Below are 13,734 nucleotides of genomic sequence, written 5' to 3' on the forward strand. Positions count from 1 at the left end.
ACGGGCGACGATCCCGACTCTGCTTCCTCAGAGCTTCGAACGCAACCACGAGATGTCGTCGGCCTGGCCGTCCGCGGGCGTCTCCACCACGACCGGGGCGCCCGCCGCCCGCACAACGCCGAGGATGAGCTCCGGGTCGATGCCGCCGCTGCCCAGGTTGGCGTGCCGGTCGGCCCCCGACCCGAAGGAGTCCCGGCTGTCGTTGCAGTGCACCAGGTCGATGCGGCCGGTTATGGCCTTGATCCGGTCGACGGCGTCGACGAGCTCCTCCCCCGCCGCGTGCGCGTGGCAGGTGTCGAGGCAGAAACCGAGCTTGGACTCCAGGCCCGGCACCCCGGAGAGCACCTCCCACAGCCGCGAGATCCGGTCGAACCTGCGCGCCATCGCGTTGCCGCCGCCCGCGGTGTTCTCGATGTAGACCGGGATCGGGCACTCGACCCGCTCGAACACCTTGCGCCAGTTCTCGAAGCCGGTCTCCGGGTCGTCGTCCTTCAGCACGTGCCCGCCGTGCACGATCAGCGCCTTCGCCCCGATCGACGCGGCCGCCTCCAGCTGCTGGGTGAGGTTCTTGCGGCTCGGGATCCGGATCCGGTTGTTGGACGTCGCCACGTTGATCGTGTACGGGGCGTGGACGTACACGTCCACGCCGGAGCCCTCCAGGGCCTCCACGCCCTCGGGCAGGACCGGCTTCTTCCACCCCTGCGGATCGCCGAGGAAGAACTGGACGACGTCGGCGCCGACCGCGCGGGCGTTGTCGAGCGGGTTGTTCTGGTCGACGTGGGCTCCGATGCGCATGCCGACGAGACTAGCCGCGCCCTGCGACAAGACGCGAGGTCACACCGCCCCCGCTGTCAGATCGGGAACGGGTCAGATCGAGAACGCGGTCAGATCGAGAAGCCGCCGTGGCTCAGCGCGAAGCCCGCTCCGACGAACGAGGCGATCATCCCGATCACGTTCAGCCACCGCTCGTTCGTCGTCGCGGAGACCATCTGGGAGTACAGGGCGACCGGCAGGCCGATCACGCCGAGCAGCGTCCCGGCGAAATGGGCCGCGGGGATCCAGCCGAGGATCAGCGCCGCGATCCCGATCGTCACCGCCGCCACCGCCAGCACGTCCTGCCGCCGATGGGGCTCGGCCTCGCTCTGGGCGCGGACGGCGCGCTTCGGTGCGCCGGCGCCGGTCGTCTGCTGGGACATCGGGACCCTCCTCCAGCTCGGACTCCCGCGCCTGGGGCCGCACGGCGGCGCGGGACCGGACGGACCATGCGGGTTAAGCAATTCCCTCCGGAGGCGTTGATCAACCGGGGGCGGCGCGGAATGTCGGCGGCACCCGGTACGGTCGAACACGGATTCGAGAACACCGGCTCGGGTCCGTCCCCCGAGGGGAAGCGGGGGAAGAGCAGGAGGTGCACACCGTGACGAAAGCGGAGTTGGGGCTCATCGGTGACGTGGAACTCGTCGAGGAGCTGTCGATGCTGACCACCCAGGCCGCGCGCATGCGCGCCCGCATGGCGGACATCATGGCCGAACTGGAACGCCGCCGCTGTCCCCGCCCCACCCAACCCCAGGCAAGGCACTAGGCCGTGCTCCGGAGTCCCGGCCGACTCCGTGACCGGGCCTGGGCGAACCCCGCCCACGCCCGGAGACGAGCGGCACAGGCCGATTCGTCCCGCTCCGCGGGCGCTCCGCTGCGGGAACGGACTTGTGCGCCCCTCAGTGTTGGTAGCCTGTATCGGTCTCGCGGCAGGTCCGCCCGGCGATCCGGGTCCGGCGCCGCCGCGACGGACGCAAGAGCCCTCCTGTCACGGAGAGACCGTGACCGCATCAGTCCAGAGGAGGTAGGGACACAGCATGCGTCGTTACGAACTCATGACCATTCTCGACCCCGCCATCGACGAGCGCACCGCGGGCGCGGCGCTCGACCCGTTCCTGAAGGTCGTCAAGGACGGCGGCGGCAGCGTGGAGAAGGTCGACGTCTGGGGCCGCCGGCGCCTGGCGTACGACATCCAGAAGAAGTCCGAAGGCATCTACGCGGTGGTCGACCTGTCGGCTGAGCCTGCCACGGTCAAGGAGCTCGACCGGCAGCTCAACCTGAGCGAGTCGATCCTGCGTACCAAGGTCATCCGCCCCGAGGTCCACTGAGCCGGGCTCAGCCCTCTAAGCAGCCGGAGCGAGCCCCATGGCAGGCGACACCGTAATCACGATCGTCGGGAACCTCGTCGAGGACCCGAATCTGCGCTTCACCCCGAGCGGCCAGGCGGTCGCCTCCTTCCGCATGGCCTCGACCCCGCGGTTCTTCGACCGCCAGTCGGGCGACTGGAAGGACGGCGAAGCGCTCTTCCTGACCTGCAACGTCTGGCGGCAGGCCGCCGAGAACGTGGCCGAGACCCTGCAGCGCGGCATGCGGGTGATCGTGCAGGGACGCCTCAAGCAGCGCTCCTACGAGACCCGCGAGGGTGAGAAGCGCACCGTCTTCGAGGTCGAGGTCGACGAGGTCGGCCCGTCGCTGCGCAGCGCCACCGCCAAGGTCAACAAGACCCAGCGGCAGGGTGGCGGAGGCGGCGGTGGCGGCGGCTTCGGCGGCGGTGGCGGCCAGGGCGGCGGCGGCTTCGGCGGCGGCGGTCAGGGCGGCCAGGGCGGCGGAGGTTTCGGCGGCGGCGGCCAGCAGGGCGGCGGCTTCGGCGGCGGCCAGCAGGGCGGCGCTCCGGCCGACGACCCCTGGGCCACCGGCGGCGGCGGTGGCGGCGGCGGGTTCTCCGACGACCCGCCCTTCTAGCCCGGCCGCTCCGGCGCGACCAAGAGACAACCAGTACACGTCCATTCCCGCGTGAGCGGGGCTCTCCCAAAGGAGCACCACGATGGCGAAGCCACCTCCCCGCAAGCCGAAGAAGAAGGTTTGCGTTTTCTGTCAGGAGAAGATCTCCTACGTCGACTACAAGGACACGGGCCTGCTGCGGAAGTTCATCTCCGACCGCGGCAAGATCCGTGCCCGGCGGGTGACCGGCAACTGCACCCAGCACCAGCGGGACGTCGCCACGGCGATCAAGAACGCCCGCGAGATGGCGCTGCTGCCGTACACCAGCACCGCGCGCTGAGGCAGGGGGTAAAGAACATGAAGCTCATCCTGACCCAGCAGGTCTCCGGGCTCGGCGAGCCCGGTGACGTCATCGACGTCCGTGACGGCTACGGCCGCAACTACCTCGTCCCCCGCGGGTTCGCGATCAAGTGGACCCGGGGCGCCGAGAAGGAAGTCGACTCGATCAAGAAGGCGCGTTCGGCCCGCGAGATCGCGACCGCCGAGCACGCCCGCGAGGTCGCCGACCGGCTCGGCGGGCTGCGCGTGACGCTGCGCACCCGCACCGGCAGCAACGGCCGCCTGTTCGGCGCCGTGACGGCCGCCGACATCGCCGAGGCGGTCCGCGCCGCCGACGGCCCCGACCTGGACCGCCGCCGCATCGAGATCGGGAACCCGATCAAGACCGTCGGCACCCACCGGGTCAGCGTGCGCCTGCACAGCGACGTCGACGCCACGATCGAGGTCAACGTCCTCGAGGCCTGACGCACGACCGACCGACGACCCCCGGACCCGCTCAGGGCCGGGGGTCGTCGGCGTTGTCGCGCACCTGAAATCCGTTTTCGGACCTGGTCGCAGGGGCCGGGGATGCGGGCTGTGTCGACGTTTGTCGGGGCCGCCGATGTTCGGACTTCCCATGAAACGCCCGTGAATCGCCGTGTGTTTGAGTGATCAGCTTTGCGGCGATTACGTTCCGTGATCACAGTGTCGCGGGACGAAGGGGGTGGTGGCGATCGCGCATTCGGGGGAGGGCGCGGACGACCGGCAGCGCACGGGCAGGGCGGTGACACGAAGAGCGGTGACACGGAGGGCGGTGACACGGAGGGCGGTCATCGGCGGCGTCATGGGGGCCGGGCTGCTGGAGATGCTGCCCCTGGGGACGTTCCACCAGAATGAGGCCATGGCGGAGGATCTTGCGGCCGGGCCGTACCACGGGACCGGCGACCGCGTGCTGTTCACGGCCGACGCCCCGCAGGTGTACACGCGGGCGCAGTGGAAGGCGAGAGCGCCCAGGCGCGCCGCCGAGGTGGTCGACCGGCCGCCGGACCACATCATCGTGCACCACACGGCGACGGGGAACGCGCGGGACCGCTCGCTCGCCCACGCGTTCGCCCTGTCGCGGTCCATCCAGAACATCCACATGAACAGGAACGGCTGGGACGACGCCGGCCAGCAGCTCACGATCAGCCGCGGCGGCATCGTGATGGAGGGGCGCAACCGGAGCCTCAAGGCCATCCGGTCGGGCGACCTCGCCATCGGCGCCCAGGTCCTGCACCACAACCAGCACACGATCGGCATCGAGAACGAGGGCACCTACATGTCCGCGGCGGTGCCCGGGGCCCTGTGGAAGTCGCTGACGGAGGTGTGCGTCTGGCTGTGCCAGAAGTACGGCCTCGACCCGTCCGAGGCCATCGTCGGACATCGCGACTACAACAGCACCTCGTGCCCCGGGGACGTCCTCTACGCGCGGCTGCCCCGGCTCCGGCGGTCGGTGGCCGAACGCATGGAGGCCGGGTCGGGCCAGAGTTCCACCGGCGGGGGCGGTTCCGAGGGCGGTTCCGAAGGCGGGTCGATCCTGTCGCCGCTGCTGCCGTCCCTCGACGACCTGGGCTGAGCCGCTACGTCTCGGGCGCCGTGTAGCGGGTGCGCCGCCGGGCGATCTCGGGGTCGATGCCCTCGACGAGCGACCAGATTCCCGCCACCCGTTCGACCAGGGTCTCGGGAGGCAGGCCGGCGAGGCCCTCCGCGGCCAGGTCGTCGATCGCCTGAGTCAGCCGGGCCATCCGCTCGCCGTGTGTGGAACACATGTTCGAATAGTAGCGGGAGTGACCGGCGGTGCGGAGGCGATCCGGGAATCAGCCCTCACCCACCGTGAAGGCGCCGATCACGGTCTGGTCCACCAGGCCGGGGACGGACACGCGGAGGGAGACCTGCCCGGCGGACGGGGCGGGGATCGACGCCGTCCACGCGTGTCCCGGAGCACGGATCGGCCTGGTGGTCCCGGCGTAGGGTGCGAGCATGCTCCGGGTGTCCCAGGGCGAGAGCATCGGGACGGCGAGCGAGGGTTCGGCGGCGGAGGTCGACCAGATGCCGTGCCCTGAGCGACCCTGAGCGCCCCTGAACGGTCCGATGTTCCGGTAGCCGTCCCGCGGGGGCGGCGAGGGCATTCTGCGGGCGGGCGGGCCGAGGATCGGTATGGGCGGTGGCCGAGGCGGTGGCCGCCGTACGAGCGTTTCGGTATCAGCGGACGGCGCCGGTGACCATCCAGCGATCGCCGCGGGCGCGCAGGCTCAGCGTGATCATCCGGGTCAGCATCCACAGGCCGATCGCGACCCAGAGGCCGACCAGTCCGGCGTCCGCCCTGTGGACGACGAGGGCGGCCGGCAGGAAGACGGCCGTGGCGACCAGCGTCGTCACGGCGAGGTAGGCGCCGTCGCCCGCCCCGATCAGGATGCCGTCCAGGACGAACACCACCCCCGCGACCGGCTGCAGCGCCGCCACGAGGAGCAGAGAGGCGAGCAGGAGGTCCCGGACGTCGCCGTCGGAGGTGAACAGGGCGGGCAGCCACGGCCGGACCACGAGGATGGCCAGCCCGAACACGACGCCGCAGCCGACGCCCCACCACACCATCCGGCGCGTGACGGCCCGCGTGGCGGTGATGTCGGACGCGCCCAGGTAGCGCCCGGTGATGGCCTGGCCGGCGATCGCGATCGCGTCGAGCGCGAACGCCAGCAGCGTCCACACCTGGAACCCCACCTGGTACGCGGCGATCTCCGGGTCGCCCATGCGCGCCGCGATCGACGTCCCGACGATGAGGACGACGCGCAGCGCCGCCGTCCGTACCAGCAGCCCGAAACCGGCCGTTGCGGACGTCCGCAACCCGTCCCAGTCGGGACGGACCATGGCGCCGTGGCGCCGGGCCGCGCGCAGCACCACGCCGACGTACACGGCGGCGCTGCCGGTCTGCGCGAGCACCGTGCCCCACGCGGAGCCGGCGATCCCCCATCCCAGCCCCATGACGAACACCACGTTGAGCAGCAGGTTCAGGGAGAAACCGCCGATCGACACGAGCAGGGGCGTGCGCGTGTCCTGGAGGCCGCGCAGCACGCCCGTCCCGGCCAGGACGACCAGCATGGACGGGATCCCGAACAGGCTCACCCGCAGGTACGTCCCGGCGTAGGGCGCCACGCCGGGGGACGCCCCGAACGCGTCCACGATCCAGGGGATGAGCGGCCAGCCCGCCACGATCAGCGCCGCGCCGATGGCGACCGCGAGCCACATGCCGTCGACGCCCTGCCTGATCGCCCCTCGCAGGTCGCCCGCGCCGACCTGGCGGGCCACGCCCGCGGTCGTCCCGTAGGCGAGGAAGACGCAGAGGTAGACGAGCGTGTTGAGGCCCTGGCCGGCGACCCCGAGCCCGCCCAGCTGCGCGGTGCCGAGATGCCCGACGATGGCCGAGTCCGACAGCAGGAAGAGGGGTTCGGCGACGAGCGCGCCGAAGGCCGGCACGGCGAGGCGCAGGATCTCGCGGTCGTGCGCGGTCGCGAGCCGCCGGGGGGTCGTCACCGCGCCGAGGCTACCAGCGTGTAACTTACAAACAAAATAAGAGCCTTACATGGCCCGGGTCGGCCGAGTTTCTTCACCCCACACCCGGTGGACGAGGTCATCGCAGCTCAGCGCGGAGATCCGGGTGGCGCCCAAGAATAATCCACAGAGTTGTCCACAGGTCGTGCACAACTTGTTCCGCGTGTCTGCACAGGTCGTCCACAGGCTTGTCCACAGCTCGCTTTGCCTGCGGCAGCGTGCCGTCGCGAGAATGTCCGACGCGACAGATAGACGTGGGGTGAACGGTCGGCGATGGGCGGACGGGGCCGCCGGCGGGCCAGAACGAAGGGGGTGTGGCGATGAGCGTTGCGGATATCGGGCCGCAGGAGCACGAGTTCGAGCGCACCCCGCCGCACGACATCTCGGCCGAGCAGGGCGTGCTCGGCGGCATGCTGCTCTCCCCGGACGCCATCGCCGAGGTCGTGGAGATGCTGCGCACCCCCGACTTCTACCGCCCCGCCCACCAGATCATCTACGACGTCGTCCTCGACCTCTACGGCCGCGGGGACCCCGCCGACGCGGTCACCGTCGCCGGCGAGCTCACCAAGAACGGCGAGATCGGCCGCATCGGCGGCGCCCCGTACCTGCACACGCTGATCTCTCTGGTGCCCACCGCGGCCAACGCCGGGTACTACGCCAAGATCGTTCACGAGCGCGCGGTCCTGCGCCGCCTGGTGGAGGCCGGCACCCGCATCGTCCAGATGGGCTACGCCGCCGACGGCGCTGACGCCGACGAGGTCCTCGACCGCGCCCAGGCCGAGGTCTTCGCCATCGCCGAGAAGCGCGCCGGCGAGGACTACGTCGCGCTGAGCGAGATCATGCCCGGCGCGCTGGACGAGATCGAGGCGATCGGCAGCCGCGGTGGCCAGATGGTGGGCTGCCCCACCGGCTTCGCCGATCTGGACGCCCTCACCAACGGCCTGCACGCCGGCCAGATGATCGTCGTCGCCGCGAGGCCCGCCATGGGCAAGGCCCTCCACGTCGCCACCCCGCTCCCGACTCCGGGCGGCTGGACGACGATGGGCGAGGTCGCGCCCGGCGACCGTCTGATCGGCGCCGACGGGAGGCCGACCCGCGTGGTCGCGGCGACCGAGGTGATGCACGGCCGCCCCTGCTACGAGATCGAGTTCTCCGACGGCGAGGTCATCGTCGCCGACGCCCAGCACCAGTGGCGCACCACCACCCATGGCCGCGCCCCCCAGGAGGCGACCCGTCTTCCCGGCCCGCGGCCGGCCGCGGGTGAGGCCCGGCAGCCCGTCCTCACGGTCGCCGAAGCCGCCTGTCGCAGCGTTCTCACAGGTCACGGCGACACTCGGCTTCGCGCGAACGCGGGCACGGGCGGCGGGCCCGGGCCGCGCACGCATCGCCTCACCACCGGCGCGCGCCCCGCCACATCGCAGCAGGCGAACACCTCCGCGCAAGACGCTCGACTCGTCCACGCCGCGGGCCACCCCCTGGAGCCCGGCGGCGGAGTTCCCCACCCAGGGGCTGGTACGGGGAACCACGGAACCGCCGCGCCGCACGTGAGCGAGACCGTCCACCGGATCGAGACCACCGAGCAGATCTTCGCGGCCCTGGACGGGGCCCCCCGGCGCGCCGTCGAGTTCGCGTCCGCGTTCGACCTTCCCGAGGCCGACCTGCCGCTCGACCCCTACGTCCTCGGCGCGTGGCTCGGCGCCGGTGACGATGACGAGGCCCGCATCACCTGCCTGGACGGCGCCGTCCCCGCCCAGATCGAAGCCGCCGGCCAGGAGGTCGCCGCCGAGGCCGTCTTCGGATGCCACGTCCTGCCCGGCGTCCGCGAGCGGCTCGCTTCGCTCGGCCTGCTCGGCGGCAAGCACGTCCCGTCCCGGTACCTGAGGGCCTCCGCCGCCCAGCGGCGGGCGCTGCTGGCCGGGCTCCTCGACGTCTGCGGGCACATCTCCCCGGACGGCCGCGTCGACGTCGCCGTCCCGTCCGCGCGCCTCGCGGGCGACATGCGCGAACTGCTCCTCAGCCTCGGCCATGACGCCGCCCTGACCGCCGACCCCGCCGGGGAAGACCTCTTCCAGATCGGCTTCGTCCCCGCCGAGACCGTGTTCCGGCTCCCGCGCAAGGCGGCGCGGCAGCGCGCGGGCGTCCATCCGAAGACGCGGGTGCGGCACATCGTGGACGTGCGGCCCGTCGAGAGCGTGCCGGTGCGGTGCGTCCAGGTCGACAACGACGACCACCTGTACCTGGCGGGACGCTCGTGCGTCCCCACGCACAACTCGACGCTCGCCCTCGACTTCGCCCGCGCCGCGTCCATCAAGCACGGGCTGACCTCGGCGTTCTTCAGCCTGGAGATGGGCCGCAACGAGATCACGATGCGGCTGCTGTCCGCGGAGGCGCGGGTGGCGCTGCACGCGATGCGGTCCGGCACCATGCAGGACGAGGACTGGACGCGCCTCGCCCGGCGCATGAGCGAGGTCGCCGAGGCGCCGCTGTTCATCGACGACTCCCCGAACATGTCGATGATGGAGATCCGCGCGAAGTGCCGCCGCCTCAAGCAGCAGCACGACCTGCGCCTGGTGATCATCGACTACCTGCAGCTGATGACGTCGGGCAAGCGCGTCGAGAGCCGCCAGGTCGAGGTCTCGGAGTTCTCCCGCTCGCTGAAGCTCCTCGCCAAGGAGTTGGGCGTCCCCGTCATCGCGCTCTCCCAGCTCAACCGAGGCCCCGAGCAGCGCACCGACAAGAAGCCCATGGTCTCCGACCTCCGCGAATCGGGATCTATCGAGCAAGATGCGGACATGGTGATCCTGCTGCACCGGGAGGACGCCTACGAGAAGGAGTCGCCGCGCGCCGGCGAGGCCGACCTGATCGTCGCCAAGCACCGCAACGGCCCCACCGCCACCGTCACGGTCGCCTTCCAGGGCCACTACAGCCGCTTCGTCGACATGGCCCAGTAACCACCCGGAACGCCTGCTCGGCGGTGCGGGAGGTATGGCTCACTTTTGAGGGTGCGGGGAGAGCCTGGGCTTGGCGCCGGGGCTCTCCCTGCGGGTCGTTTGGTCGGCCTCGTAGGTGTTTGGGATGGTCAGGGTTTGTGGGGGGTGCGGAACTCCTCGATGAGGACGGGGTACTGCTCGGGTCCGTGGCCGGCGGCGATGGAGCGGTCGGCCATCGCCTTCAGCAGCTTCGGCAGCGCTGTGTCGATGTTCGCCGCCTCGCTCTCCTCGACCAGGTGCGCCATCGCCCGCGCGTCGGTCTCCAGCGCCGACACCTCCGCCGGGTAGGCGCCGCGGTCGATCTGCTCGGCGTAGCCCGGAAGCCATCCCGCCACCTCGGCGGCGATCTGCTGCGCGAACGGCGCGAAGGCCGCGGCGTCGACACCGGCTGTCCCGAGTAGGGCGGTGCCCTGGAGCCAGGCGTTCAGGACGCTCCACATCATGGCCAGGCCGGCCGCGTCGTAGAGGGACGCGAGCCCGGGATCCTCGCCGAGGTGGGTGACGGTGCCGAGCGCGCCGAGCGCCGGCTCGTGCGCGTCGAAGTCCGGTCGCGGCCCGCTGTGGAGGATCAGCGCCTCGGCGGTCCCGATCACCGGTGGGACGGCCATGACGGCGCCGTCCAGGTAGCGGGCGCCGCGCCGCTCCGCCCAGCGGGCGGCTTCCCGGGCCTGGGCCGAAGTGCCCGAGGTGAGATTGACCAGCGTCGTGCCGTCCGGTTCGCTCCCGTCGAGCGCCTCGCGCACGGCCTGGTGGTCGGTGAGGCAGATGACCGTCAGGGAGCCGGCCTTGAGGGCGTCGGCGACCGTCGGCGCCAGGCGTGCGCCTCCGGCCACGAGCTGGGCGGCTTTGGAGGGCGTGCGGTTCCACACGGTCGTGGGGTGTCCGGCCTTCAGGAACGCGTCGGCCAGCGCCCGGCCCATCAGGCCGAGTCCGATGACCGTCACAGGGGTGTCGGTGTTGTTGCTCATGGCAGCATCGTCAGCGTTGATACCGGTCTGAAGGTCAAGTGAGGATGCGATGCACATCGGGGAGTTGAGCCGCCGGACGGGCGTCAGGGCTCATCAGCTGCGCTATTACGAGGCGCAGGGCCTGCTGGAGGCGGATCGCGGCGCGAACGGCTACCGCCGCTACGACGACGCGGCCATCGTGCGGGTGAAGCAGATCAGGCATCTGCTCGGTGCCGGTCTGTCCTCTGAGGACATCGCGTACCTGCTGCCCTGCGCGGTCGGGGAGGCGCCGGAGCTGCTCGGGTGTCCCGAGCTGCTGGCCGCGATGCGGACCCGGTTGGGACGGCTCGACGACGAGATGGAGAGGCTCGCGCGATCCCGCGACGCCCTCGCCGGCTACATCGACGCCGCTGCGCGAACGGACGGCGAGGGACGGTCGGATCTCGTCCGGGCCGGCGTGCCTTGCGGCTAGCGGTAGCCGCGTTTGAGCAGGTACTTGGCTCCCGCCTCGAAGGCCTCGGGGGTGAGCAGGGCGAAGCCGAAGGCGTCGGCGAGGCGGTCGGTGATGTCGAAGGCGGCGCAGACCGCCAGCGCGTCCTTGATCTGCTGGGGTGAGGCGCCGGCGGCCAGCACTTCCCGCATGTCGTCGGCGCCGACCGTTCCTTCGCGTGTCAGCGTGCCGAGCATCCGCAGGGTGGCGCGCAGCGGCTCCTCGACGGGGGCGGATTCCAGGTCGGCCAGCACCGCCGCGACCCGTGCCTCGTCCCCGTAGGCCTGGCTCGCGGTCGCGGTGTGGGCGGCGATGCAGAACCTGGTCTCGTTCACTTTCGACACGTAGGCCGCCATCAGCTCCCGGTCGCCCACCGACCAGTCGGACGGTCCGCGCATCGCCTCGTGGGTGAACGCCTTGGCCCGGGCGCCGTAGAAGTCGGGCCGGTAGAAGACGAGCTTCGCGGCGTCCGGAACCGGATGCCTGGAGAAGAGCCTGATGAGTGAGAACAGCAGCTTGGTTCTGGCGTCGTAGCCGTGGTCGAGGACGTCAAGACGCATGACCGGGCCTCCCCTCGCCCGTCGCTTCGGCCAGGGCCGCCAGCCCGGCCTCGTACAGCCGGTCGGACCGGCCGACCGCGGCGCAGACCACCAGCTCGAAGATCTGGTCCTCGGTGCTGCCCGACGCCTTCGCCGCCGCCAGGTCCGCTTCGGTGACCTGCGCCGGGCTGTCGACCACCTTGCCGACAAGGGCGTCCAGGGGCGGGGAGAGGCCATCGTTGCCGAAGGCGCGCGCCCGCTGTTCGGCCGACGCCCTTCCCTCCCCGTTCAGGAGGCGATCCACCAGTGCTCGGTGCGCCGCTCGCTTGCCGTCCTCGCCCGGCATGGCACCCTCCTTCGTCTGTCCTTGAGAACAAGACGTTCGGCACCCTCCGAACATGACATGCAGCCGGAGACATCCGAACCGGCGGGCGTCGCCGGGGCGCGACGAGTGCCCGGTCAGCCTTTGAGGGGGTGGGTGGCGGTGCGGCGGTCGAGGATGGTCAGCGTCTGCTCGCACCAGCGGAGGTTCTCGCGCTCGAACGCCAGGCCGCGCATGAGGGTCAGGTAGGGGCCGATCCGGTCGGCGGCGGCCAGGTACTCCTCTTCGGCGCGGCCGTTCAGGAAGCGGGCCTGGAGCCGCTCGAAGCGGGCGATCTTGGATTCGGCCCAGGCCCGGCGCTCCCGGAGGGCGGCCATGACGGCCTCGGCGTCCCCCGCGTCCACCGCCTGGACCTGCACCATCAGCTCCTCGCGCATGGCGCCGGGGCGCGGGGGCCTGGCGGTGAACTCGTGCAGGGCGCGGCGGCCGGCCTCGGTGAGGGAGAACAGGCGCTTGTTGGGACGGCGCTCCTGCTGGACGACCCGCGCCTGGATCAGGCCGTCGGCGGCCATCTTGTCCAGCTCCCGGTAGAGCTGCTGGGGTGTGGCCATCCAGAAGTTGGCCACACCGGCGTCGAAGCTCTTGGACAGGTCGTATCCGGACGCCTCGCCCTCCAGAAGCGTGGCCAGGACCGCGTTCCGCAACGACATGGTCCCGAGCGTAGCGGTCCGTGATCGTCGCCACGCCGCCGCCCGGTGGACGGCCCCCCGCGACGCCGCTAGTGTAATTTGCACCTATTCAACAAGTTGGATAATCGGGGAGTGCCGCATGCATCCGTTCAGGCGGGCGGTGGAGGCCGGGGACACGGCGGCGATCGCGGGCCTGCTGGCCGACGACGCCGTGTTCACCAGCCCGGTCGTGTTCAAGCCGTACCGCGGCAAGGCGATCACGGCGGCGATCGTGCGGGCCGCGGCGCGGGTGTTCGAGGACATCCGCTACGTGCGGGAGATCGCCGGCGCGGACGGCCGCGACCACGCGCTCATGTTCCAGGCGACCGTGAACGGCCGCGAGGTGCACGGGTGCGACTTCCTCCACATCGACGAGGACGGCCTGATCGACGAGCTGACGGTCATGGTGCGTCCCCTGTCGGGGGCCACCGCGCTGGCCGAGGCGATGGGCGCGCAGTTCGAGCAGATCGAGCGCGAGGTCCTCAGCTCCTGAACCGCCCCGGAGAGCGGGCGCCGGTCCACCGGCCGACCCGCACGTGATCGCCAGGGAGGACGTCGTGGTCGCCCTGCACCCCGACCGTCCCCTTACCGTCATCCTCGCCGCGGACCCCGAGATCGCCGACCGGGACCCCGTCCGCTTCACCTCCGTCGCCGAGTTCTCCGACCACGGAACGCCGGTGCGGGTCACGCGCCCGTCCGTGTGGGCGGGCGCGCCCGGGAGAGGCGCTCGGGCGCGGTCAGCCGGCGCGGGAGGTCACCGTGAGTTCGGGGGAGGACGCCAGGGTCTGCAGCACGACGCAGTACCGCCCGGCCCGTCTCCAGCGAGCAGGTGACCCCGTCCTCCAGCGTGCCGGAGGCGCTCAGGGTCACCAGGGCCGACCCGGGATCCTCCCGGTAGCGCTCCTTGAGCGGCCTCTGCAACGCGCGAAGCTCCCGGCTCTCCATTCAGGCCCCCATCCGATCGCGGAACGTCTCCCCCGGTGCCTGTCCCGCCGAGCCTGACTCCGCGCGGCGCGGCATTCATCGCCGGGCGGGCGGCCTGGGGCGGTGTCGACCGCATC

Annotated in this window: 19 protein-coding genes; 9 read left to right on the plus strand and 10 right to left on the minus strand. The window is 71.5% G+C overall.

The window, feature by feature from the left end; all coding sequences use genetic code 11:
• Window positions 1–27: 27 nt before the first annotated feature.
• Window positions 28–795 carry a deoxyribonuclease IV gene (locus ACQEU6_RS29495; RefSeq protein WP_499336309.1) on the minus strand — a complete coding sequence of 256 codons (768 nt, stop codon included), beginning with the start codon at window positions 793–795 and terminating at the stop codon, window positions 28–30.
• 89 nt (window positions 796–884) lie between these two features.
• On the minus strand, window positions 885–1,196 hold the full coding sequence (locus ACQEU6_RS29500) for a hypothetical protein (RefSeq protein WP_499336310.1): 312 nt from the start codon (window positions 1,194–1,196) through the stop codon (window positions 885–887).
• 218 nt (window positions 1,197–1,414) lie between these two features.
• Here ACQEU6_RS29500 and ACQEU6_RS29505 point away from each other — a divergent pair, with 218 nt between their 5' ends.
• From ACQEU6_RS29505 to ACQEU6_RS29530, 6 genes are all read left to right on the plus strand, one after another.
• On the plus strand, window positions 1,415–1,579 hold the full coding sequence (locus tag ACQEU6_RS29505) for a hypothetical protein (RefSeq protein WP_499336311.1): 165 nt from the start codon (window positions 1,415–1,417) through the stop codon (window positions 1,577–1,579).
• 271 nt (window positions 1,580–1,850) lie between these two features.
• Window positions 1,851–2,141: a 30S ribosomal protein S6 gene (gene rpsF, locus ACQEU6_RS29510; protein ID WP_131877633.1), complete on the plus strand. Its 291-nt coding sequence runs from the start codon at window positions 1,851–1,853 to the stop codon at window positions 2,139–2,141.
• A gap of 37 nt (window positions 2,142–2,178) precedes the next feature.
• A complete protein-coding gene (locus ACQEU6_RS29515; protein WP_499336312.1) occupies window positions 2,179–2,775 on the plus strand; it encodes a single-stranded DNA-binding protein in 597 nt (198 codons plus the stop codon).
• 82 nt (window positions 2,776–2,857) lie between these two features.
• Window positions 2,858–3,094 carry a 30S ribosomal protein S18 gene (gene rpsR / locus ACQEU6_RS29520; RefSeq protein ID WP_019631633.1) on the plus strand — a complete coding sequence of 79 codons (237 nt, stop codon included), beginning with the start codon at window positions 2,858–2,860 and terminating at the stop codon, window positions 3,092–3,094.
• A 17-nt stretch (window positions 3,095–3,111) separates the two neighbouring features.
• The gene (gene rplI, locus ACQEU6_RS29525; protein WP_499336313.1) at window positions 3,112–3,558 is read left to right on the plus strand and encodes a 50S ribosomal protein L9; all 447 of its coding nucleotides are present in this window, start codon (window positions 3,112–3,114) and stop codon (window positions 3,556–3,558) included.
• 328 nt (window positions 3,559–3,886) lie between these two features.
• Window positions 3,887–4,687: a peptidoglycan recognition protein family protein gene (locus ACQEU6_RS29530; RefSeq protein ID WP_499336314.1), complete on the plus strand. Its 801-nt coding sequence runs from the start codon at window positions 3,887–3,889 to the stop codon at window positions 4,685–4,687.
• Window positions 4,688–4,691: 4 nt separating this feature from the next.
• Here the strand turns inward: ACQEU6_RS29530 and ACQEU6_RS29535 are convergent, their stop codons facing one another.
• The 3 genes from ACQEU6_RS29535 to ACQEU6_RS29545 all read right to left on the minus strand — a co-directional run bounded on the left by ACQEU6_RS29535 (window position 4,692) and on the right by ACQEU6_RS29545 (window position 6,639).
• Window positions 4,692–4,880, minus strand: a complete 189-nt coding sequence (locus ACQEU6_RS29535; protein ID WP_499336315.1) for a hypothetical protein — start codon at window positions 4,878–4,880, stop codon at window positions 4,692–4,694.
• A gap of 48 nt (window positions 4,881–4,928) precedes the next feature.
• On the minus strand, window positions 4,929–5,093 hold the full coding sequence (locus tag ACQEU6_RS29540) for a hypothetical protein (protein WP_499336316.1): 165 nt from the start codon (window positions 5,091–5,093) through the stop codon (window positions 4,929–4,931).
• A 220-nt stretch (window positions 5,094–5,313) separates the two neighbouring features.
• Window positions 5,314–6,639, minus strand: coding sequence for an MATE family efflux transporter (locus tag ACQEU6_RS29545; RefSeq protein ID WP_499336317.1), 1,326 nt, complete (start codon window positions 6,637–6,639; stop codon window positions 5,314–5,316).
• Between the two features lie 338 nt (window positions 6,640–6,977).
• On the opposite strand from ACQEU6_RS29545, the gene dnaB reads away from it, so the two are divergent.
• The gene (gene dnaB, locus ACQEU6_RS29550) at window positions 6,978–9,608 is read left to right on the plus strand and encodes a replicative DNA helicase (protein WP_499336318.1); all 2,631 of its coding nucleotides are present in this window, start codon (window positions 6,978–6,980) and stop codon (window positions 9,606–9,608) included.
• 128 nt (window positions 9,609–9,736) lie between these two features.
• On the opposite strand, the gene ACQEU6_RS29555 is transcribed toward dnaB, so the two are convergent.
• Entirely contained in the window at window positions 9,737–10,615 is an 879-nt protein-coding gene (locus ACQEU6_RS29555) for an NAD(P)-dependent oxidoreductase (RefSeq protein ID WP_499336319.1), read from the minus strand.
• 49 nt (window positions 10,616–10,664) lie between these two features.
• On the opposite strand from ACQEU6_RS29555, the gene ACQEU6_RS29560 reads away from it, so the two are divergent.
• Window positions 10,665–11,066, plus strand: a complete 402-nt coding sequence (locus ACQEU6_RS29560; protein ID WP_499336320.1) for a MerR family transcriptional regulator — start codon at window positions 10,665–10,667, stop codon at window positions 11,064–11,066.
• On the opposite strand, the gene ACQEU6_RS29565 is transcribed toward ACQEU6_RS29560, so the two are convergent.
• The 3 genes from ACQEU6_RS29565 to ACQEU6_RS29575 form a co-directional block, all read right to left on the minus strand.
• Complete coding sequence (locus ACQEU6_RS29565) at window positions 11,063–11,644, minus strand: carboxymuconolactone decarboxylase family protein (protein ID WP_499336321.1); 582 nt, start codon at window positions 11,642–11,644, stop codon at window positions 11,063–11,065. The genes ACQEU6_RS29560 and ACQEU6_RS29565 overlap by 4 nt on opposite strands.
• Window positions 11,634–11,969 carry a hypothetical protein gene (locus ACQEU6_RS29570; protein ID WP_499336322.1) on the minus strand — a complete coding sequence of 112 codons (336 nt, stop codon included), beginning with the start codon at window positions 11,967–11,969 and terminating at the stop codon, window positions 11,634–11,636. Before ACQEU6_RS29570 ends, ACQEU6_RS29565 begins: the two co-directional genes overlap by 11 nt.
• Before the next feature lie 113 nt (window positions 11,970–12,082).
• The gene (locus ACQEU6_RS29575) at window positions 12,083–12,655 is read right to left on the minus strand and encodes a PadR family transcriptional regulator (RefSeq protein ID WP_499336323.1); all 573 of its coding nucleotides are present in this window, start codon (window positions 12,653–12,655) and stop codon (window positions 12,083–12,085) included.
• Window positions 12,656–12,773: 118 nt separating this feature from the next.
• Between ACQEU6_RS29575 and ACQEU6_RS29580 the strand changes: the two genes are divergently transcribed.
• Window positions 12,774–13,166, plus strand: coding sequence for a nuclear transport factor 2 family protein (locus ACQEU6_RS29580; RefSeq protein WP_499336324.1), 393 nt, complete (start codon window positions 12,774–12,776; stop codon window positions 13,164–13,166).
• Between the two features lie 191 nt (window positions 13,167–13,357).
• Here the strand turns inward: ACQEU6_RS29580 and ACQEU6_RS29585 are convergent, their stop codons facing one another.
• Complete coding sequence (locus ACQEU6_RS29585; protein WP_499336325.1) at window positions 13,358–13,618, minus strand: hypothetical protein; 261 nt, start codon at window positions 13,616–13,618, stop codon at window positions 13,358–13,360.
• Between the last annotated feature and the right edge of the window lie 116 nt (window positions 13,619–13,734).

It is taken from the genome of Spirillospora sp. CA-108201, from assembly GCF_050936235.1.
Taxonomy (GTDB): Bacteria; Actinomycetota; Actinomycetes; order Streptosporangiales; family Streptosporangiaceae; genus Spirillospora.